The following is a 20,722-nucleotide window of genomic DNA, read 5'->3' on the forward strand; positions in this document are numbered from 1 at the left end:
ATGAAGAAAATAATTATTGGTGCTTTGGCTTTGGTAGCTGTATTAGTGGTATTGGAACCGCAATATGCTTGGACATCGGATATCTATGGTCAAGGAGAGAAAGTAGTTGAAGTGATAAACTCTTAATAAAAACCCCTTTCCAAACGGAAAGGGGTTTCTCATTATTTGTTCCCTAAAATTCTACAAAACTTGAGAAAAAAGTTATTTGAATTTTTAGTATATTAATAGTGGAAACATAATGCTAATATGAAATTACTCTTTTTCAAAAATTTTTTATTAGGGGGAAGGTTATATGAAAAGGAAGAGTTTAGCGTTAGTGTTAGCGACAGGAATGGCAGTTACTACATTTGGAGGGACAGGCTCTGCATTTGCGGATTCTAAAAATGTGCTCTCTACAAAGAAGTACAATGAGACCGTACAGTCACCTGAGTTTATTTCTGGTGATCTAACTGGAGCGACTGGTAAGAAAGCGGAATCTGTTGTGTTTGATTACTTAAACGCGGCAAAAGGTGATTATAAGTTAGGAGAAAAGAGTGCCCAAGATTCTTTCAAAGTGAAACAAGTGAAAAAAGATGCTGTAACTGATTCAACAGTAGTACGTATGCAACAAGTTTATGAAGGAGTACCTGTATGGGGGTCTACTCAAGTAGCTCACGTAAGTAAAGATGGTTCTTTAAAAGTACTGTCTGGAACAGTTGCGCCTGATTTAGACAAGAAGGAAAAGTTGAAAAACAAAAATAAGATTGAAGGCGCAAAAGCAATTGAAATCGCGCAACAAGATTTAGGGGTAACACCTAAATATGAGGTGGATCCAAAAGCGGACTTATATGTATATCAAAACGGTGAAGAAACAACATATGCATATGTTGTGAATTTAAACTTCTTAGAGCCAAATCCAGGAAACTATTACTATTTCATTGAAGCGGAAAGCGGTAAAGTGTTAAATAAATATAATAAACTTGATCATGTAACGAATGATGATAAGTCACCAGTTAAACAAGATGCTCCGAAACAGGATGCGAAAGCGGTTGTAAAGCCTGTAACAGGAACGAATAAGGTGGGAACCGGTAAAGGTGTATTAGGAGATACAAAATCGCTTAATACAACGTTATCTGGATCGTCTTACTACTTACAGGATAATACGCGCGGAGCAACAATTTTCACATATGATGCGAAAAACCGCTCAACATTACCAGGAACATTATGGGCAGATGCAGATAATGTTTTCAATGCAGCGTATGATGCAGCGGCAGTTGATGCTCATTACTATGCAGGCAGAACATATGATTACTATAAAGCTACATTTAACCGAAATTCTATTAATGATGCGGGAGCACCATTAAAATCAACAGTTCATTATGGAAGTAAATATAATAATGCGTTCTGGAACGGCTCACAAATGGTCTACGGAGATGGTGATGGTGTAACATTTACTTCGTTATCTGGTGGCATTGATGTAATTGGCCATGAATTAACACATGCTGTTACGGAAAACAGTTCAGATTTAATTTATCAAAATGAATCAGGAGCGTTAAATGAAGCAGTTTCTGATATTTTTGGTACGTTAGTAGAGTATTATGATAACCGTAACCCAGATTGGGAGATTGGTGAAGATATTTATACACCTGGTAAAGCTGGAGATGCACTTCGTTCTATGAGTGATCCTGCAAAGTATGGTGACCCAGACCATTATTCTAAGCGTTACACTGGTTCAAGTGATAACGGTGGAGTTCATACAAACAGTGGAATTATTAACAAACAAGCTTATTTATTAGCAAATGGCGGTACGCATTCTGGTGTAACTGTAAATGGTATCGGCAAAGATAAATTAGGTGCAATTTACTACCGTGCAAATACACAGTATTTCACGCAATCTACTACATTTAGCCAAGCGCGTGCTGGCTTAGTGCAAGCAGCAGCTGATTTATATGGTGCTAGCTCTGCAGAAGTAGCAGCAGTTAAGCAATCATTTAGTGCTGTTGGTGTAAACTAAGATATTTCTATTCGTAAGATATATATATTAATAGAATATACTTCAAAAAATAAAGAAGGAGCCTATGCTCCTTCTTTATTTTTTTCTCCATTTTTTCCACAAATAAAATAATCCAACACAACCTGCGATTGTAATAATCCATTTCGCTTCATTTGTTCCGTTAATGACATGATATGCAGAATATACTTCAATCAATAAGGCTGGTACTTTCCCTATTGTACTGGCAATACTGAAAGAGAGTAATGACATTTTGCCGAGAGCTGCAAATAAAGTAACGATACTGGACGGAATGAAAGGAATAAAACGAAAAGATAGGACGAGTAGAAATGCCTCTCTGCCTTCTACGTAAAGAAGACGTTCTACCTTTGGATACTTATTTACTTTATCGTGAGTGAACTTTTGAAGGCCTATGCGATAAATATAAAACGAGATAATAGCCCCTAATGCCTCACCTGAGATCGAAATGATTGTGCCATTTGTTACACCGAAGAGCTGTATATTAATGGCGGTCAAAAAAATACTAGGGATAAAACCTAAAAGACTGATGATGATGTTGATTAAGATACTAAGTGGAATTGCGATTGAATAATAGTCTGTTAAGAAGTTTTGAATTGTTTCAGCCATTTTATAAAATCCTTTATCTTTTTTTGCATTACACCATATTTCCATTGTATAGGCAAGTGCAAATTTACATAATGTAGAAAACAGTTGATAGAAAGGGATTTGTATACATTATATAGGTATTGGGTATATAAAAGTAGGGGTATATTTATTCTATTTAAAAAACACTCCATAAACCCTATATTTAAAGGGTTTATGGAGTGTTGTGATTGGTGTTTTTATCTGGGAAATAATCAAAAAAACATGGGGGTATATTTTAAGGGGGGCGAAAAACAGTGATTTGATGAAAGGGGGTTGGAAAATATAGTGAAATGAATGAGGGATTTTAAAATTGTATACATTTTTCTTTGTGAAATTGACTTTTAGTGGAGTTACGATAATAATCATGGAAGAGGTGATACGATGAAACGACTAAGTAGTCTTTTCCTAAGTAGTTTATTAGCACTAATGCTGATTTTAAGTGGATGTGCAGGAAAAGAACAAAAAACAGAAAAACCAAAAGAGGATCATTCTACATCAGTAGAAAAAATTAGTGATAATATTTTAGATGAAATGGAAGGGCCACCTAAAAATGGTCATACGATTGAAAGGCATGTAGGAAAATCAGAAGAGGATTTGAAGAATCGTTTGAAGACAGATAAAGTTTCAGCGGCAAGTACATACTATGATAAGGAAACAGCGACAAAGGCTGTGAAAGATAGTTTAAAACAACATGATAAAGAAATTCAGGATTGGTTGAAAAACTCTAAAGAGGCTCGCCTTGTATTGAATACAACTCATTCATTCCCAGTTGGAAAAACAGTAATAAAGAAAAATATGAATGTAAAAGACAAACTAGTAAAGACTGTTACTGTTTTAGCGAGAGATAAATCAGGAGATCTAGGATTTAAGATTATTACTTCTTATCCATCAGATAAATAAAGGGGGGAGTATATATGTATCCAACATTACAATACTTTCTTAAATCATACTGTACGTTAAGTATTCATGAGGATGAAATAGTAAGCGTGATGGAAGAGTTCATAGAGCAAGAAGACGAAGAAATTGTTTTGAAATTACGCGATGAATTAGTAAATATGAAGAAAAAGAACGCGTGGGAAGAAGCGTGCGTATTAGCTGCGAAGCAAGGGAATCGTATGTGGTCTTTAGAAGAAACGAAAGACCATCTTGAAACTTTTTTACTATTATTGCAAAAGAAAAAGGCGTGAGTAGATCACGCCTTTTTCTTTTGCTTTTTGAAATTTGTCCGTTTGATATTATCTTATTGTTTTGGGGCACTTTTATATACGCTTTTTGAAATTTGTCCATTTGATATTACTTCACCGTTTTGTGTTACTTTTTTGTACGTAACCGCTGTTATTTTATCACCAGTATTACTAATTACTTGAGAAGAAACTTCAACATTTTTACCAGTATTTGTACCGAAAATACGTGTAGTAATACTGCCGCCATTTGAAAATGCTTGAATGTAAATATGCTTACCTGTATTGTTTTTAAATTTTAAATCCGGACCATAATCTGCCACTGCTGCATCTTGCCCAAGTGGTAAATAATTTACGGGCATAGAATGATTGCTTCGAGAAACAATTCCTAAATCTGCCCTTAAAGCTGCACTATATAAAGTACTACTTACTTGGCAAACACCTCCGCCTGCACTTTGTATAACTTTACCTTGTGAATATACTGCTGCGGATTTATAGCCATTTGCAGCATCAGTTACGCCAACACGGCCATTAAAACTAAACGTGTCATCAGGTGCAACAATAACTCCACTTAAAGTATTAGCTGACTTATTTACGTTATAGGACTGATTTCCATTACGGCCAGCCATTGGGGTAGAGTATTCAGCAATCACTTCTTTAATCCCCATCTGTTGTATATCTTCTGTAGAACGTTCAGGTTTTATTAGTGTAACTGGTAATGCAACATCGGATGTGCCAGAAGTAATAGCTGCGCTTGTTAAATCGGTTAATTTTTCTTTATTAATTTTTTCCCCATTTTGACTTTGGCTAATATTTACTGTAGAGCCTTCAACATTTAATTCGGCGTTGACAGGATTTTTTAATGTTTCATTATATTTATCCTTTATAAAGGTTTCATAAGTTGTTGTATTTAATTGTGGTGTTAATTTATAGTCACGTTTTACTTCACCGTTTTCAGCTTGCTTACGCATGTTGTAACGATTCATTACGTTCCCTTCTTGCTCTTTAAAGATATTGTCGACAATATCCTTCTCTTTATAATCTACTCCTAAATCTTTCCATGTGTAATTTTGTTTATCATTTTGGAATACGTAGTTAAGAGATTTTTGATTTAATTCATTCACCTTTTGATTAACAATAGCTTGAATATCTGCTTTATTTTTTCCATCAAGAGAAATACCTTCAAATGTAGTGTTTGGTAGTGCAGTTGTATTTAGTTGAGTATTTAATTTGGATACATATTGATATCCACCAACACCACCAACACAAAGTAATATGCCACCAGCAATAGCGGAACCAATCAGTATTTTGCTTAGCTTCATTTATTTCCCCCCAGAAAAATTTGTATAAATATATGTATTACATTTTTTGTATAAAAATGATGAAAATAACATTATGTACGTACTAGTATACTATTATTTTCACTATGTGTGTAATGTTTTCATAAAAAATGTTACACTGCTGTAATAATTGTCTCTTTTTGTCACAATATGCATGAGAAATATGTTGAAAATTATAATAAAAAGGCTGCTTAGAAAAATCTAGCAGCCTTTTTATTATAATTTTTTATGCTCATTTTTATTCGTAACACCGAGATGTTCTTGAAGTGTTGTCGATATATTATTAACACTCTTTTCGTTTGGAACGTAATAATAAATACCACCTATATATTTATCAGTACCTTCCACTTGCAATTTATCCATTTTTAAATTTGAACCCATTGAATTTTTTGCAATAGTCATCATATCATCAAAAGTTAAATTTGTTTTTAAGTCTGTATCGACAGCATCTAATAGGCTTCCGATTTTATTAATGGAATTGAGAGATAGTGCTTTTTCAGCAATAGCTTCTAAAACAAGTTGTTGTCGTTGACCGCGCATATAATCACTGTCAATATGGCGAGTTCTAGCTAGTGCAAGTGCTTCTTCTCCATTTAAATGTTGACGCCCTTTTTTTAGGTGAATTGCATCTGCTTCGTCGCTACTGTTTTGTTCTGTGAACTCAACTGGAACGTCGACAGTTATACCACCTAGAGAATCAACGATCTTGATAAAGGATTTGAAATTAAATTTTACGTAGTAATCAACTGGGACATCTAAAAATTTTTCTACTGTATCAATTGTGCTGTCTACACCACCGAATACGTGTGCATGTGTAATTTTATCATATTTATCACGTGATTTAATGTAGACGCGTGAATCACGTGGAATGCTGACTAGTTTAACAGATTTATCATTTTTATTAATTGTTGCAAGTAGTAATGCATCTGTACGAGTCGCTTTTCCGTAACCTTTTTCCCTAATATCACTTTCATCAACACCCATGATCAGGACAGAAATATTATCAGTCATAGGTTTAACAGCTTTTTCACGTTTGCTGGATTTATCTCCTCGGCCGAGTTCAGAATAGGCGTTGCTTAAGACGGATTTTGCTTTACTGTATATATGGAAGGAATAGCCTCCTGCTCCCATTGCTACAATAAGTAAGGGAATAAGAAGGAACCAAAGTAGGCGCTTTTTCTTTGAACGTCCTTTTTTGGCTCGAGTTTCGTTGTTAATGTCGGATTTCATCATTTTTTCTCCTTTAAAACAATCAAAGTGTATACATCTAAAAGTGTATTAAAACACATAAAAAATATTTTACGCTAAATAAAAGGTATTGTACATGTATAAAAAATAGATGTCTTGATTATTTATCCCGCATTAACGGGCAGTAAAACTCCCACCTCAAAGTCCAGCGAATGCAAGGAAGTTAGGTGGGAGATAACTGCCCGTAAATGCCCGATTGGTTCAACTAATAATCAGTGGGGGATAGCCCCCTCTGATTAAAGTTTCACTTTATAAGACATCTATTCGTTATTGTATACAAAAGACAGGGATAAGAAAATGATAAAATTTTACCTAATTAAAGCATAATACTTACAATAATCGCAGATAAAATACTAACAAGAGTAGCTCCGTATAGTAATTTTAGGCCGAAGCGGGCAACAACATTTCCTTGTTCTTCGTTTAACCCTTTTACCGCACCGGAAATAATTCCAATGGAAGAAAAGTTGGCAAAAGAAACGAGGAAGACAGAAATAATACCAACTGTACGGATAGAGAGAGTGCTGGAAATTTTACTAAGATCCATCATTGCTACAAATTCATTTGTTACAAGCTTTGTTGCCATAATGCTACCCGCTGTGACAATTTCAGAACTTGGTACGCCAATAAGAAATGCAATAGGGGCGAATACATAGCCTATTAGTTGTTGGAAAGTAATGCCGAATATAATGAGGAATAGGTCATTAATGCAACTCATTAATGCGACGAATCCAATGAGCATAGCGCCGACGACAATAGCTACGCGAAAACCATCAAGAATGTATTCTCCAAGCATTTCAAAGAAACTTTGTTTTTCCCCTTTTATTACCAAAATGTCTTCCTCATCGTTAACGTCGTAAGGGTTAATAATGAGTACGATAATAAAACCACTAAATAAATTGAGAACGAGTGCGGTTACTACATATTTTGGTTCAATCATTGTCATATAGGCACCGACAATGGACATAGATACTGTTGACATAGCAGAGGCGCAAAGTGTATATAGTCGATGTTTTGGAATTTGGGCTAATTGTTTTTTAACCGTAATAAAAACTTCTGATTGGCCGACAATAGCGGAAGCGATGGCGTTGTAAGATTCTAATTTCCCAAGACCGTTTATTTTACTAAGAAAGAAACCAATCCAACGAATAAAGAATGGTAGTATTTTGAAATGTTGTAATATACCAATTAAGACGGAGATAAAGACAATCGGTAATAATACGTTAAGGAAAAATGGCATTTCCCCTTTATTTGCAAGGCCACCAAATACAAAGTTTATACCACTGGCAGCATACTCAAGTAGCCTCGTAAACAGGCTGGAAATTATCGTAATAAGTATGAGACCAATTTCTGTATTTAATAATAAATAGGTTAAAATTACCTGTATAATAAGCATGATGAAAATTGGTTTAAATTTAATATGCTTTTTATTGTTGCTAGCAATGTAGGCGAGGAAAAAAACAACGATAAGTCCAACGAAAAAAGTGATAAATTTCATAATAAGCCCCCTAAAAGAGATATTCTGATATATATGTTTTTCATTTAAAGTGAGAATATGCATGTTTGGTAAAGAGAGGAATAGAGGAATCATGAATATATGTAGAGTACATCACGTTGCAATTATTTGTTCAAATTATGAAGTGTCAAAGGATTTTTATACACGAATATTAGGTTTCAAAGTGAAGAATGAAGTATATAGAAAGGAACGAAATTCTTATAAGTTAGATTTATGTGTAGGAGGAGAGTATCAAATTGAATTATTTTCATTTCCAAGTCCGCCTGATCGCGCAAGCTTTCCAGAGGCTGCTGGACTTAGACATTTAGCTTTTGCGGTTACTGATATAGAAGAAGCTGTTAAACATTTAAACCGATGCGATGTTGAGACGGAATTGATACGTGTTGATGAGATAACGGGAAAAAAATTCGTCTTTTTCCAAGATCCTGACGGTTTGCCATTAGAATTGTATGAAGGCTGAAAATTGGTGAATTTTATATAGGGTTGCTTTCAAGTAAATGAAGAAACTAAAGTGAAACTTCTTTATTTAAAGGAGGTGTAACTTTAGCTAAGAAAAGCTAAAGGACATATGTGGATATTTTAAAATTATTGATGGTAGCTGTTCTTATTGCGCTGACAGGTTTCTTTGTAGCTGTAGAGTTTGCAATTATAAAGGTGCGTAGCAGTCGTATCGATCAACTTGTTAGTGAAAAAAGACGAGGCGCATTGGCAGCTAAAAAAGTAACTTCAAATTTAGATGAGTATTTATCTGCATGTCAGTTAGGAATTACGATTACTGCTTTAGGGCTCGGGTGGTTAGGAGAACCGACGATTAAACATTTACTCGAACCGCTGTTTTTAAAATTGGATTTATCTCCTGCAATTGCAAGTACAGTTTCATTTATTATTGCATTTGCAGTTATTACGTTTTTACATGTTGTAATTGGTGAACTCGCTCCAAAGACTTTTGCAATCCAAAAAGCAGAGCAAGTTAGCTTATTATTATCAAAGCCCATTATTTATTTTTACCGAGTTATGTATCCATTTATTTGGGCTTTAAATGGCTCTGCGCGATTTGTGACAGGCTTATTTGGTTTACATCCGGCTTCTGAACATGAAGTTGCGCATTCTGAGGAGGAACTAAGATTAATCTTGTCTGAGAGTTATGAAAGTGGCGAGATTAATCAAACTGAATTTAAATATGTAAATAACATCTTTGAATTTGATAACAGGGTAGCAAAGGAAATCATGGTACCTCGTACTGAAGTTGTTGGTTTATATGAAGATGAGCCTTTTGAGACACATATTAAAGTAATCGCACAAGAAAAATATACGAGATATCCAGTATTTGGTGAAGATAAAGATGAAATTATTGGGATGGTTAATGTAAAGGACTTATTTATTCGTTATATGGATGGTAATCGAGATGAAGAGTGTTCGATTACACCATATACACGTCCAGTTATTGAAGTGTTAGAAAATATCCCAATCCATGATTTACTATTGCAAATGCAAAGAAGGCGCATTCCATTAGCTGTATTATATGATGAATATGGTGGCACAGCAGGGATTGTTACATTGGAAGATATTTTAGAAGAAATTGTTGGAGAAATCCGAGATGAATACGATGAAGATGAGCATCCACCTATAGAACATATAAGTGAAGTGTGTAAAATTGTAGAGGGGAAAGTGCTTATTAGCGAAGTAAATGATTTATTTGGCATACATTTGGTCGCTGATGATGTTGATACAATTGGTGGTTGGATTATGGTACAAAAGCAAATCGTTGCTGAGGGGGATATTATTGAGAAACACGGCTTTTCTTTTAAAGTTCTTGAAAAGGATATGCATCAAATTAAGCGAGTTGAAATAAAGAAAGTAGAAGAATGAATGGATTTTCTATTATATAAACTTTAATAAAAAGTATATATAGAAAAATAAATGTTTGCGCTTTCAAAAAAGGGTGCTATATAGTGAAGGTGGATACTGAAGAATTCTTTTAATGATACTCGTATTTTATAGGGCGAATTCTTTAGATAAGGATTTAGAATGAAAAGTATAGGTGATGAAAAATGATAGCAACGAAGGATATACGTATAGAAAAAGATTTTTTAGGTGAAAAGGAAGTACCGAGTTTAGCTTATTATGGTGTACAAACATTACGTGCCGTAGAAAACTTTCCTATTACAGGATACCGCATTCATCCGTCACTCATTACGGCAATGGCAATTGTAAAGAAAGCGGCAGCGCTTGCGAATATAGATACAGGTTACTTAGCTAAAGATATCGGGCAAGAAATTGCAGAAGCTGCACAAGAGATTATGGATGGAAAGTTCCATGATCAATTTATTGTAGACCCAATTCAGGGTGGAGCAGGTACTTCAATTAATATGAATACTAATGAAGTAATTGCTAATAGAGCGTTAGAACGTATGGGATACGAAAAAGGTGAATATGCGAAAATTAGCCCAAATACTCATGTGAACATGGCCCAATCAACAAATGATGCGTTCCCAACTGGGATTCATATTGCAACTCTTATGATGCTAGAAGAACTTCTTGTTACAATGGAAGAACTTCACTCTGCTTTTCATGATAAAGCAAAAGAGTTTGATCACGTCATTAAAATGGGGCGTACACATTTGCAAGATGCAGTTCCAATTCGCCTTGGGCAAGAATTCGAAGCATATAGCAGAGTGCTAGAGCGTGATATAAAAAGAATTAAACAGTCTCGTCAACATTTATACGAAGTTAATATGGGTGCGACAGCTGTTGGTACGGGATTAAATGCAAACCCTACTTATATAGAACAAGTTGTGAAGCATTTACGAACTTTTAGTGGTTTCCCTCTTGTTGGTGCAGAGCACTTAGTTGATGCGACGCAAAACACAGATGCGTATACAGAAGTATCTGCATCACTAAAAGTATGTATGATGAATATGTCTAAAATTGCAAATGACCTTCGTATTATGGCGTCTGGTCCACGTGTTGGATTGGCGGAAATCCAATTACCAGCTCGTCAACCAGGTTCATCTATTATGCCGGGTAAAGTAAATCCAGTTATGGCAGAAGTAATTAACCAAGTTGCTTTCCAAGTAATTGGAAATGACCATACCATTTGCTTAGCGTCAGAAGCTGGACAATTAGAGTTAAATGTAATGGAGCCGGTATTAGTATTTAATTTAATTCAATCCATCAGTATTATGAACAATGGATTCCGTGTATTCCGTGAATATTGTATTAAAGGAATTACAGCGAATGAAGAGTTGCTTAAGCAATATGTTGAAAAAAGTGTTGGAGTTATTACAGCAGTGAACCCTCATATTGGTTATGAAGCAGCTTCTCGCATTGCACGTGAAGCAATTGCGACAGGAAAGTCTGTTAGGGAGCTATGCTTAGAACATGGTGTACTTACAGCAGAAGAGCTTGATATTATTTTGGACCCATACGAAATGACGCATCCTGAAATTGCTGGTGCATCTTTATTAAAAAATAAAAAAGTATAAAATAAAACACCGATCCCCCTTATATAGGGATCGGTGTTTTATTTTAAAAGATATTAAATACAGAGTTAAGTTGAAGTAAGCTAATAATAGCTAAGAAGATTAAACTATATTTCATCACTGTTTTAAATAAGGCAGATTCTTGACCAACTAGTCCAACTGCTGCACAAGCAACTGCTACAGATTGTGGTGAAACCATTTTTGCGATTGTACCACCAACTACGTTTAATGAAACGAGAGTAGATGGAACGAGGTTTAACTGATCGGCAGTTACTGCTTGAAGTGGTGCGAATAATGAACCACTTGATACGACTGAACCTGTAATGAATACGCCAATCCATCCTAAAATTGGAGAAAGAACTGGGAATGCATTTCCTGTAGAAGAGAATGCAAGTCCAAGTGTAGATGACATACCAGAGTAGTTCTCTACGTAAGCTAAAGCGATAACGCTACAAATTGTATATACTGGAACTTTTAATTCTTTTATTGTTTCGATCATTAATTCTTTAATCATTTTGCCGTTTACGCGGTAGACGATAAGTGAAACGATAATTGCTAATACAATCGCAGTAGTTGTAGAAGAGAATACATCTAGTTTGAAAATAGCTGCGAAAGGTGTATCAGCCTTTGTAATTGGTGCAGTTTTCATAACCGCATTATGAAGACCAGGGAATTGAATGTTAAATACTAAGTTTGCTAATGGACCATCCGGAGCAAATAAAGCTTTAATTGGTTTTAAATTAAAGATTGTTACAAATGCAGTTAAGAATACGAATGGAGACCAAGCATATAAAATTTGATTGAATGTATGAGATTCTTTTTCTTCTTGTTTTTCTTCTTTAGCAGAAGATTTTGGTTGCCACACACGTAAGAATAATGCAAGAGAGACCATACTTACAACGGCTGCGAAAATATTAGTAAGTTCTGCACCTAAGAAATAAGTTACAAGGAATTGAGTAATTGCGAAAGAAACACCACTTACAAGAATACCTTGCCAAGTTTCTTTAATACCTTTAATTCCATCGACCATTGAAACAAGTAAGAAAGGTAAAACAATGCTAATGAATGGTAAAATATAAACAGTTTGACGACCGACAGTTAATGCATCAATTTGAGTTAATTGTGCAGGTACTGTAACTGGAATACCCATAGCACCCATAGCGCCACCAGCGATATTAGCTACTAAGCAAATACCTGCTGCTTTTAATGGATTAAAGCCCATACCTACAAGTAATGCTGCTGTAATAGCAACTGGAACACCGAAACCAGCTGCGCCTTCTAAGAAAGCACCGAAAGAATAAGCAATTAATAATACTTGTAAACGTTGATCATTTGTAATGCTTGAAATACTATCACGAATGACATTGAATTGTTCTGTTTTAACAGTTAATTTGTAAAGGAAAATAGCTGCGATAACGATAGTACAAATTGGATAAAATCCAGATAAAACACCAAATCCGGCAGATGCTACGGCCATAGTTGCTGGCATTTTATAAACAAATATTGCAAGAATAATAGCTACAATTACACTATAGAGACCAGCGATATAACCTTTCATTTTGAATCCCACTAAACAAATAATGAAGCAAAAAATTGGGAGTGCAGCGATTAGTGCAGATAACCAAATGTTGTTTAACGGGTCATAAATTTGTGTCCAAGTACTCATAATGATGACAACTCCTATCTATTTATATGTGAAGAAATTCACATTATTTGTGAAACTATTCACAATCAACTTACATGCTTAGTATATTCTCCTTCAACACTATTGTCAACGTGAAAAAGTATAATTATTCCATAATAGTGTTAAAAGTAACATTTTGTTCATAAAGTGGACAAAAAGCGTAATCAAATTGATTTGAATACGCTTTTATAAATTATTTACATATTCTTTCATTTTTTCATATGTCATTGGTCCTACATGCTTATATTGAATGACACCGTTTGTATCGATGACAAAAGATGTTGGAATGCTGATGATTTGATATGCGGCACTTGCCTGTCCTTTCTGATCTAATAGGACGGGGAAGGTATATTTGTTTTCTTCAAGAAATTGTTTTACATTGTTCGGGTCTTTTTCAGTAGCTGTCGCATTTACAGCGACAATTTCAATCCCCATATCTTTAGTATCATGATAAAACTTTTCCATATCAGGCATTTCTATTTTGCATGGACCACACCAGCTTGCCCAAAAATTCAATATTACTTTTTTTCCTTTATAGTCTGTAAGGCGAACTTCTTGACCAGTGGTTGTTTCCAGAAGGAAATTGAGGGCAACATTGCCAACTTCAGTTCCAACTGGGGTGTTTGATTTTGAAGCTATATCTTCTTTGTTGTCTAATAGGAAGTGATCGATAATAGTCCAGCTAACCGCAATGCTAATTAACGCAATAATAAACCATTTTTTAATATTACATCATCCTCCTTACTTAAATTTCCTTTTTATCGTAACAAAGTGGTTAAATATGGTCAAATTACTTTACGATAGGTTATCAATTATAGACGATATTTTACAATATCATTACTGTACATTTCAGTGAGGTGAAAATATAACAAAAAGCCTGATAAAACAACGTTTGTAAGCAAAGTATTGCGATCCCTTTGTTTTGCTTTTTTATTGTATCATATAGTATAATATTCAAAATCAGGTGGGATTTTTTCTTGAACTGTGTGCTGATAAAAGTCGGAAAATTTTCTCAGCATTATAGGTTGATAAAGTTATGTCGTAACAGGAAATATAAGAACAGATATATAAATAAATAATAAAGAAAATAAAAAACGAAAATGAGGGGAATTTTATGAACCAAAACCAATTTGACTGTCGTATTTCAGAAGAAGACGTACAGATGTTAAGAGCATTAGCTCATCCATTGCGTCTACGTTTAGTAATGGAACTAATGCAGCGTGGAACATGTAATGTAACACAATTACAAGAGGTATTAGAAATTCCGCAATCAACTGTTTCGCAGCATTTAACGAAATTAAAACAAAATAAAGTAGTACGCTTTGAGAGACGCGGGTTAGAAGTGTACTATCAAATTCATAACGATAAAGTAAGTGAAGTAGTAAAAACATTATTTTCTTAATTTTTGAATATTATGGAAAAAAGACGTGTGAAATATACGTCTTTTTTTATTTGGAAAGGATGTAATAATAGGAAGATTTGAGAGCGTATATATTAGCGCGTGAGAAACAAACAAACTATCGGTTGAAGTACTAAATTGACGGAATATATTCTGAAGGGATATGAAAAGATAGAAAGGAGTGTTGTAAGCCAAAGGAGGAACAATATAATGGATGTAAAACGTGTGAAACAGATATTATCTTCTTCAAGTAGAATTGATGTTACATATGAGGGAGTCCCCGTATGGATTGAGAGCTGTGATGAGCAGAAGGGGAGTGCTCAAGTGTATGACATATCCAATCCAGGAGAGAGCGTTCACGTGGATGTGACGGCTTTAGAAGAGATGTAATAGAAAAGACGCTTCTAATTGTAGAAGCGTCTTTTTTGTGTTATTCCATCATACTTGCAACTTTTTTAGAGCAGAGAAGAAGTACAAATCCTAGGACGATAACGATAATACCGATACTTGCAAATACTTCAAGATAGCCTAATGATTGTGTAAAGGAAGCAAGCTTACCAGCTAACCAGTTAGCCATACCTGAACCAGCTAACCATACACCCATTAGTAATGATGCTAATTTAACAGGTGCAATTGCACTTACCATTGATAGACCGATTGGTGATAAGAATAGTTCGCCAATTGTATGGAACATATAAGTGATAACGATGAATAATAAGTTTGCTTTAACAGTTATATCAGCTTCATTACTTCCAGTTTTTAGAACCGCTAATGTTAAAACAAGGTAACCTATACCTAGTAAAATCATACCAAATGCCATTTTTGTTGGTACTTTTAAATCGCCACGCTTTGATTTAGAAAGTTTTAACCATAGCATAGATACGAATGGTGCAAGTAGTACGATGAATGCTGGGTTAACTGATTGGAACCAAGATGTTGGAACTTCCCATCCGAAAATTGTACGATCTACGAATTTATCTGTATAAAGTGTTAAAGAACTACCAGCTTGTTCAAATCCTGCCCAGAAGAATACAACGAAACAAGTTAAAATTACAATTGCCCAAGTGCGATTTTTTTCTTGTTTTGTTAAAGGTTTCTTTTCAGTTGCAGGTTGATTTTTTGTTTTTTTACCAACAACTGTTGTTCCTGCTGTACCAAGGTAGCGAGGAGCTAATAAGTTGAAAACAATTTGGCCAATAATCATACCGATACAAGCTGCTAAGAATCCGTATTTATATCCCATAACCATAACGCCATCAACGCTTGTTTTAAAGAAATCTTCTGCTAAAAATCCACAAATAAGTGGAGCGAAGAAAGCACCTACGTTAATACCCATATAGAAGATAGTAAATGCACTGTCACGACGTGAATCATTTTCGTCATACAATTCACCTAACAGTGTAGAAATATTTGGTTTAAAGAATCCATTACCAATAACTAATAGTACTAATCCAAGTAATAGTCCTGTTTTTGTATTCATGGAGAATAGTACAAAGTTACCAATCGCCATAATAATTCCGCCGAGAGTAATGGCATGACGTCTTGTAATATAATGATCAGTTAGCCATCCGCCTATAATTGGCATGAAATATACTGCCGCTGTAAAAGTACCATATAATTGCACTGCAACTGCCTTATCAAATCCTAACCCGCCACTAACAGCAGCAGTTGTTAAATAAAGAACTAAAAGGCCACGCATTCCATAATAACTAAATCTTTCCCACATTTCTGTTAAGAACAACAAATATAATCCTGGTGGATGTTTTTTTGGTGATTGTTGTTCTCCAGCTTTTTCTAATTTTAAAGCTGCATCCATTTTTGTTTCCCCCTAATCCTGTATAACGGATATTTATGTAATTATTTTAATTCACAAAATATTTAGAAGTCAATAGAATTATATGGAAATAGCAAGAAAATTTCTAAAAAAATCTATTTTTCTTCAACCGTTATTGTATTTTTCCCTGAAAACAAGATAATAAGCGTTTTCAAATGTAATAATTGAATTCTAAAAGAAAATAAAATAGTGATTAATCAGAAAATTTAGATTAAAAAATCTATTCTGATATAGAGAAAAAATATTTTATTTACTTTTATAATATAACATATTGGGAATAAAAATACAAAATGAAATAATGTGAAATTTAAATAAAATGAAAAATAACCAGCTCCATAGAAGGGGAGCTGGTTAGAAAAATATTATTTAACAAAGCGTTTTTCGATATCATCTAATAGTAGGTTAGCAGCCATTACACCACCAGCTGTATTCCAAATAACGTCGTCAACTTTGTATGCTTTACCATTCTTCACTGCATTTAAATTTTTAAATAGAGGATCATTTATATATTCTTTTTCTAGTTCAGAGCCTTTTTTCTCATTTCCTTTATCGAATGTGAAGTAGAATAATACATCGCCATCCATTGCTGAAATACGTTCTTTAGATACGTTACGTTCTGCGAAATCATTTTTATTTTGATCACCAGGACGTTTAAATCCAAGTTCTTTTAAAATAACACCAGAGAATGTATCACCATGATAAATACGAACATCACCAGGCATAAAACGTACCATAGAAATTTCTTGATTTACTTTATCGCCAAGTTTGCCTTTTAAATCTTTCATACGTGATTCGTAATCAGCTAAAACCTTTTGACCTTCTTTTTCTTTATTTAATGCTTTCGCATAAAATTTGAAGTTATCTTTCCATTCACCGCGTAATGTTTCAGAGAACACAGTAGGTGCGATTGCTTTTAGTTGCTCATATACTTTTTCGTGACGCATTTTGTTACCGATAATTAAATCTGGTTTTAAAGAAGCAATTGTTTCAACGTTAACTTGTCCTTCGTCGCCAACAACTTTTACATCTTTCATTTTGTCCTTAATATGTGGATACCACGGATCACCAGTCCAAGACTTTACAGCACCAACTGGTTTCACACCTAATTCAAGTAAAGCTTCAGTTCCTTCATTCGTTAAAATAACGACACGTTTTGGATTAGCAGGAACTTCTGTTTTACCCATTGCGTGTTCAACCGTAATCATTTCTTTTTTATTATCTTCTTTTGTTGCTTCTTCTTTGTTATTTGACTTTCCACAAGCACTTAAAAGCAGTGAAAATGCTAGTAGAAATACAAATACTGTAAACGATTTCTTTTTCATGAAATTCATTATGTACCCCCTACATGTTGAGAAAATTTTTCAATTGCAAGCATGATATTAAAACTTTGCTGCTCGGTTGTCAATATATATCACTGAAAATGATTATCAGTTTTATTGACAATGCGAATTAAGTTGAAATAAACTAACAACGTATCATTATACATTGAAGGGGAAACGCTGCATGTTATTAAAAACAAATCAAGCAAAATGGATTGGATTATTTGTTGGGATCATTGCAGTCGTTATTTGTATTTGGGGAAGTATTATTTTCGGATATACAAATACGAGTTGGAAATTAGCGTTAGATGCTTTTTTCCATTTTAATGGTTCAAATGAACATATTATTATTCAAAATGTGCGCCTACCAAGGGCACTAATTGCAGCCAGTGTTGGTGCTAGTTTAGCCATAGCGGGTTGTTTAATGCAAACTTTAACAAAGAACCCACTTGCTTCTCCAGATTTTATTGGATTAAATTCAGGTGCTGCTTTCTTCATAGTTGTAGCAATTGTGATTTTTTCCGTTACATCATTATCAGCTTTCACTTGGATTGCCTTTTTAGGAACGGCAGTTGCAGCAGTACTAGTATTCGCTTCTAGTTCTTTAGGAAAAGAAGGGACAACCCCGCTCAAGTTAACATTAGCGGGTGTAGCGATAAGTGCTTTGTTTTCATCATTAACACAAGGGTTACTTGTATTAAATGAAAAGGCGCTGGAAGAAGTTTTATTTTGGCTTGCTGGATCTGTACAAGGGAGAAAGTTAGAAATTTTACAATCTGTATTCCCGTATTTATTAGTAGGTTGGATTGCATCTCTTATGATGGCAGGGAAAGTAAATACATTGATGATGGGAGAAGACGTCGCGAAAGGACTTGGACAACGAATAATTTTAATGAAATCATTCGTACTACTTATTATTGTACTGTTGTCTGGTGGTTCAGTTGCGGTTGCTGGCCCAATAGGATTTATTGGAATTGTTACTCCGCATTTTGCTAGATCTCTTGTTGGAGTTGATCACAGATGGAGAGTACCCTATAGCGGCTTGTTAGGTGCAATACTACTAATCTTGGCTGATATAGCAGCAAGATATGTCATTATGCCACAAGAAGTACCAGTAGGGGTTATGACAGCATTTATCGGAGCCCCATTCTTTATTTATATTGCACGTAAGAGAGGGCTTAGCAAATGAAGAAGTATATTCCGTTTCGTATAGGAAAAGATGGGTTCTCGTTTTTAATGTATAAACGAGCTATTCTAGTCTTATTAAGTTTACTAGCTATTTTAATAGGATTATTTTTTGCCAGTGCAGGGATGGGCGATATGAAAATTGCTCCTTATGATGTATGGCAAGCGATTACCGGAAATGGCGATGAGATGTCAAATATGGTTGTAAATAAGTTTCGTATGCCACGTATTTTAATTGCTATTCTTGTAGGAATCGCACTTGCTGTAGCAGGATGTATTTTACAAGGGCTCGTTCGAAATCCACTTGCTTCTCCTGATATCATTGGAATCACAGGTGGTGCAAGTGTTGCAGTTGTACTCTTTTTAGCGATATTTAGTGATAAAAATAATGCGCTAACAGTAAGCATTCATTATATGCCGCTCGCAGCTTTTGCTGGTGCGACGATTGTTGCGTTTTTTGTATATTTATTTGCATGGAGAAATGACGGGTTATCACCGATTAGTCTTGTTTTAATTGGTGTTGGATTTTGGGCATTAACGAAAGCGGCAACGACTTTATTTATGTTGTTAGCCCCAATTTATCAAGCGAGTCAAGCGAATGTATGGATTACAGGTACTGTTTATGGTTCTTCATGGCAAAATGTTATGGTACTTGCGCCTTGGGTTCTCATTTTAACGGTAATATCATTTATCGCTGCGAGACATTTAAATGCACAAGAGCTAGGGGATGATATAGCAGTGGGACTTGGTGTTCCTTTAACGAAGTCGCGTGTATTTATGTTGTTACTTAGTACAGCTTTAATTGGCGGGGCAGTTGCCTTTGCAGGAGGAATTGGATTTGTTGGTTTAATGGCACCTCATATTTCACGAAGGTTAGTTGGCTCTTTCTACGGTGCATTGCTCCCAGTTGCGGCGATTATCGGTGCAATTTTAGTACTTGCTGCAGATTTAATTGGGCGTACAGTTTTCACACCACTTGAAATTCCAGCAGGGGTATTTACATCAGCAATTGGTGCACCTTATTTTATTTATTTACTTTATAAAAGTCGGAATTCATAAAGGGAGATGAATATGCAAAAAGCATTGGAGACGAAACGCTTGACGCTGTCGTATGGTGAAACAATTATTATTGATGAGCTGAATTTAGAAATTCCAAAAGGGGAAATTACAATCTTCATCGGTTCTAACGGTTGTGGGAAATCAACTTTATTACGTTCACTAGCTAGATTATTAAAGCCAACAACCGGTGACATTTTGTTAGATAATCAAGCAATTCAAAGTATGCAAACGAAGCAAATTGCTCGTCAAATGGCGATTTTACCGCAAGGTCCACAAGCGCCAGAAGGACTTACAGTATTGCAACTTGTTAAGCAAGGACGTTATCCATATCAAACATGGCTGAAGCAGTGGTCAGAAAAAGATGAGGAAATGGTACAAAAAGCGCTTGCGGCAACGGGTATGACAGAATTTGCTGAGCGTGATGTTCATGCTCTTTCAGGTGGACAACGTCAACGTGCTTGGATTGCAATGACCCTTGCACAAGATACCGATATTATTTTACTGGATGAGCCAACTACATATTTAGATATGACTCACCAAATTGAAGTGTTAGATTTATTATTCGAATTAAATGAAACAGAGAAAAGAACGATTGTTATGGTATTGCATGATTTGAACTTGGCATGCCGTTATGCAGACAATATTGTAGCTATTCAGGATAAACAAATATATGCGCAAGGTAAACCAGAAGAAGTTGTTGATCAAAAGTTAGTTCGTGATGTATTCCGTATGGAGTGTCAAATAAGCGCTGATCCGTTATTTGGAACACCGCTCTGTATTCCACATGGAAGAGGAAGAAGTGTACGTAAAGAAGCTGTTCAGGCGATGAGATAATAAAAAAAC

Annotated in this window: 20 protein-coding genes; 12 read left to right on the forward strand and 8 right to left on the reverse strand. The window is 34.9% G+C overall.

The genetic code is table 11. The features are described from left to right. Both NSQ47_RS23650 and NSQ47_RS23655 read left to right on the forward strand, forming a co-directional pair. Positions 1-126, forward strand: a complete 126-nt coding sequence (locus tag NSQ47_RS23650) for an NprX family peptide pheromone (RefSeq protein WP_002113982.1) — start codon at positions 1-3, stop codon at positions 124-126. Between the two features lie 166 nt (positions 127-292). Next, a complete protein-coding gene (locus NSQ47_RS23655) occupies positions 293-1,993 on the forward strand; it encodes a M4 family metallopeptidase (protein WP_341038093.1) in 1,701 nt (566 codons plus the stop codon). A gap of 75 nt (positions 1,994-2,068) precedes the next feature. On the opposite strand, the gene NSQ47_RS23660 is transcribed toward NSQ47_RS23655, so the two are convergent. Continuing rightward, positions 2,069-2,617: a TVP38/TMEM64 family protein gene (locus NSQ47_RS23660; RefSeq protein WP_002159331.1), complete on the reverse strand. Its 549-nt coding sequence runs from the start codon at positions 2,615-2,617 to the stop codon at positions 2,069-2,071. Positions 2,618-3,016: 399 nt separating this feature from the next. Here NSQ47_RS23660 and NSQ47_RS23665 point away from each other — a divergent pair, with 399 nt between their 5' ends. Both NSQ47_RS23665 and NSQ47_RS23670 read left to right on the forward strand, forming a co-directional pair. Further along, the gene (locus tag NSQ47_RS23665; protein WP_002204496.1) at positions 3,017-3,535 is read left to right on the forward strand and encodes an RNase A-like domain-containing lipoprotein; all 519 of its coding nucleotides are present in this window, start codon (positions 3,017-3,019) and stop codon (positions 3,533-3,535) included. 14 nt (positions 3,536-3,549) lie between these two features. Beyond that, positions 3,550-3,822, forward strand: coding sequence for a hypothetical protein (locus NSQ47_RS23670; RefSeq protein ID WP_002113995.1), 273 nt, complete (start codon positions 3,550-3,552; stop codon positions 3,820-3,822). Positions 3,823-3,875: 53 nt separating this feature from the next. Here NSQ47_RS23670 and NSQ47_RS23675 read toward each other — a convergent pair whose 3' ends face one another. From NSQ47_RS23675 to NSQ47_RS23685, 3 genes are all read right to left on the reverse strand, one after another. Beyond that, the gene (locus tag NSQ47_RS23675) at positions 3,876-5,138 is read right to left on the reverse strand and encodes a VanW family protein (protein WP_002159329.1); all 1,263 of its coding nucleotides are present in this window, start codon (positions 5,136-5,138) and stop codon (positions 3,876-3,878) included. A 234-nt stretch (positions 5,139-5,372) separates the two neighbouring features. After that, on the reverse strand, positions 5,373-6,389 hold the full coding sequence (locus NSQ47_RS23680; RefSeq protein ID WP_002159328.1) for an LCP family protein: 1,017 nt from the start codon (positions 6,387-6,389) through the stop codon (positions 5,373-5,375). 331 nt (positions 6,390-6,720) lie between these two features. After that, positions 6,721-7,899 carry a NupC/NupG family nucleoside CNT transporter gene (locus tag NSQ47_RS23685; RefSeq protein WP_002159327.1) on the reverse strand — a complete coding sequence of 393 codons (1,179 nt, stop codon included), beginning with the start codon at positions 7,897-7,899 and terminating at the stop codon, positions 6,721-6,723. A 91-nt stretch (positions 7,900-7,990) separates the two neighbouring features. Between NSQ47_RS23685 and gloA2 the strand changes: the two genes are divergently transcribed. The 3 genes from gloA2 (at position 7,991) to aspA (ending at position 11,402) form a co-directional block, all read left to right on the forward strand. Next, a complete protein-coding gene (gene gloA2, locus NSQ47_RS23690; RefSeq protein ID WP_033710652.1) occupies positions 7,991-8,377 on the forward strand; it encodes an SMU1112c/YaeR family gloxylase I-like metalloprotein in 387 nt (128 codons plus the stop codon). Between the two features lie 110 nt (positions 8,378-8,487). After that, entirely contained in the window at positions 8,488-9,786 is a 1,299-nt protein-coding gene (locus NSQ47_RS23695) for a hemolysin family protein (RefSeq protein WP_002159325.1), read from the forward strand. 182 nt (positions 9,787-9,968) lie between these two features. Next, positions 9,969-11,402 (forward strand): aspartate ammonia-lyase, encoded by a 1,434-nt coding sequence (gene aspA, locus NSQ47_RS23700; protein WP_078173856.1) that lies wholly within the window; start codon positions 9,969-9,971, stop codon positions 11,400-11,402. A 43-nt stretch (positions 11,403-11,445) separates the two neighbouring features. Here aspA and NSQ47_RS23705 read toward each other — a convergent pair whose 3' ends face one another. After that, positions 11,446-13,065, reverse strand: coding sequence for an L-lactate permease (locus tag NSQ47_RS23705; RefSeq protein ID WP_078173855.1), 1,620 nt, complete (start codon positions 13,063-13,065; stop codon positions 11,446-11,448). A gap of 204 nt (positions 13,066-13,269) precedes the next feature. Next, positions 13,270-13,809: a redoxin domain-containing protein gene (locus NSQ47_RS23710; RefSeq protein WP_307839164.1), complete on the reverse strand. Its 540-nt coding sequence runs from the start codon at positions 13,807-13,809 to the stop codon at positions 13,270-13,272. 388 nt (positions 13,810-14,197) lie between these two features. Between NSQ47_RS23710 and NSQ47_RS23715 the strand changes: the two genes are divergently transcribed. Next, entirely contained in the window at positions 14,198-14,485 is a 288-nt protein-coding gene (locus tag NSQ47_RS23715) for an ArsR/SmtB family transcription factor (RefSeq protein WP_001075217.1), read from the forward strand. Positions 14,486-14,692: 207 nt separating this feature from the next. Next, the gene (locus tag NSQ47_RS23720) at positions 14,693-14,872 is read left to right on the forward strand and encodes an acid-soluble spore protein H (protein ID WP_215598089.1); all 180 of its coding nucleotides are present in this window, start codon (positions 14,693-14,695) and stop codon (positions 14,870-14,872) included. Between the two features lie 40 nt (positions 14,873-14,912). On the opposite strand, the gene NSQ47_RS23725 is transcribed toward NSQ47_RS23720, so the two are convergent. Continuing rightward, positions 14,913-16,298 carry a peptide MFS transporter gene (locus tag NSQ47_RS23725; RefSeq protein ID WP_002169176.1) on the reverse strand — a complete coding sequence of 462 codons (1,386 nt, stop codon included), beginning with the start codon at positions 16,296-16,298 and terminating at the stop codon, positions 14,913-14,915. 380 nt (positions 16,299-16,678) lie between these two features. After that, a complete protein-coding gene (locus NSQ47_RS23730) occupies positions 16,679-17,647 on the reverse strand; it encodes an ABC transporter substrate-binding protein (protein ID WP_016103511.1) in 969 nt (322 codons plus the stop codon). Positions 17,648-17,819: 172 nt separating this feature from the next. Between NSQ47_RS23730 and NSQ47_RS23735 the strand changes: the two genes are divergently transcribed. The 3 genes from NSQ47_RS23735 to NSQ47_RS23745 are packed head-to-tail and all read left to right on the forward strand — an operon-like array spanning position 17,820 to position 20,713. Beyond that, positions 17,820-18,824, forward strand: a complete 1,005-nt coding sequence (locus tag NSQ47_RS23735; protein ID WP_341038094.1) for a FecCD family ABC transporter permease — start codon at positions 17,820-17,822, stop codon at positions 18,822-18,824. Then, a complete protein-coding gene (locus NSQ47_RS23740) occupies positions 18,821-19,879 on the forward strand; it encodes a FecCD family ABC transporter permease (protein ID WP_002114017.1) in 1,059 nt (352 codons plus the stop codon). Before NSQ47_RS23735 ends, NSQ47_RS23740 begins: the two co-directional genes overlap by 4 nt. 12 nt (positions 19,880-19,891) lie before the next feature. Further along, positions 19,892-20,713, forward strand: a complete 822-nt coding sequence (locus NSQ47_RS23745) for an ABC transporter ATP-binding protein (protein WP_002114020.1) — start codon at positions 19,892-19,894, stop codon at positions 20,711-20,713. Positions 20,714-20,722 lie beyond the last annotated feature (9 nt).

The sequence above is a fragment of the Bacillus sp. FSL R10-2780 genome, from assembly GCF_038006125.1.
Classification (GTDB): Bacteria; Bacillota; Bacilli; order Bacillales; family Bacillaceae_G; genus Bacillus_A; species Bacillus_A cereus_U.

Excerpts from the sequence above, each read along its gene's own strand:
- NSQ47_RS23650 (WP_002113982.1), top strand. The coding sequence starts at position 1 with ATGAAGAAAATAATTATTGGTGCTTTGGCTTTGGTAGCTGTATTAGTG.
- NSQ47_RS23655 (WP_341038093.1), top strand. The coding sequence starts at position 293 with ATGAAAAGGAAGAGTTTAGCGTTAGTGTTAGCGACAGGAATGGCAGTT.
- NSQ47_RS23660 (WP_002159331.1), bottom strand. The coding sequence starts at position 2,617 with ATGGCTGAAACAATTCAAAACTTCTTAACAGACTATTATTCAATCGCA.
- NSQ47_RS23665 (WP_002204496.1), top strand. The coding sequence starts at position 3,017 with ATGAAACGACTAAGTAGTCTTTTCCTAAGTAGTTTATTAGCACTAATG.
- NSQ47_RS23670 (WP_002113995.1), top strand. The coding sequence starts at position 3,550 with ATGTATCCAACATTACAATACTTTCTTAAATCATACTGTACGTTAAGT.
- NSQ47_RS23675 (WP_002159329.1), bottom strand. The coding sequence starts at position 5,138 with ATGAAGCTAAGCAAAATACTGATTGGTTCCGCTATTGCTGGTGGCATA.
- NSQ47_RS23680 (WP_002159328.1), bottom strand. The coding sequence starts at position 6,389 with ATGATGAAATCCGACATTAACAACGAAACTCGAGCCAAAAAAGGACGT.
- NSQ47_RS23685 (WP_002159327.1), bottom strand. The coding sequence starts at position 7,899 with ATGAAATTTATCACTTTTTTCGTTGGACTTATCGTTGTTTTTTTCCTC.
- gloA2 (WP_033710652.1), top strand. The coding sequence starts at position 7,991 with ATGAATATATGTAGAGTACATCACGTTGCAATTATTTGTTCAAATTAT.
- aspA (WP_078173856.1), top strand. The coding sequence starts at position 9,969 with ATGATAGCAACGAAGGATATACGTATAGAAAAAGATTTTTTAGGTGAA.
- NSQ47_RS23705 (WP_078173855.1), bottom strand. The coding sequence starts at position 13,065 with ATGAGTACTTGGACACAAATTTATGACCCGTTAAACAACATTTGGTTA.
- NSQ47_RS23715 (WP_001075217.1), top strand. The coding sequence starts at position 14,198 with ATGAACCAAAACCAATTTGACTGTCGTATTTCAGAAGAAGACGTACAG.
- NSQ47_RS23720 (WP_215598089.1), top strand. The coding sequence starts at position 14,693 with ATGGATGTAAAACGTGTGAAACAGATATTATCTTCTTCAAGTAGAATT.
- NSQ47_RS23725 (WP_002169176.1), bottom strand. The coding sequence starts at position 16,298 with ATGGATGCAGCTTTAAAATTAGAAAAAGCTGGAGAACAACAATCACCA.
- NSQ47_RS23730 (WP_016103511.1), bottom strand. The coding sequence starts at position 17,647 with ATGAATTTCATGAAAAAGAAATCGTTTACAGTATTTGTATTTCTACTA.
- NSQ47_RS23735 (WP_341038094.1), top strand. The coding sequence starts at position 17,820 with ATGTTATTAAAAACAAATCAAGCAAAATGGATTGGATTATTTGTTGGG.
- NSQ47_RS23740 (WP_002114017.1), top strand. The coding sequence starts at position 18,821 with ATGAAGAAGTATATTCCGTTTCGTATAGGAAAAGATGGGTTCTCGTTT.
- NSQ47_RS23745 (WP_002114020.1), top strand. The coding sequence starts at position 19,892 with ATGCAAAAAGCATTGGAGACGAAACGCTTGACGCTGTCGTATGGTGAA.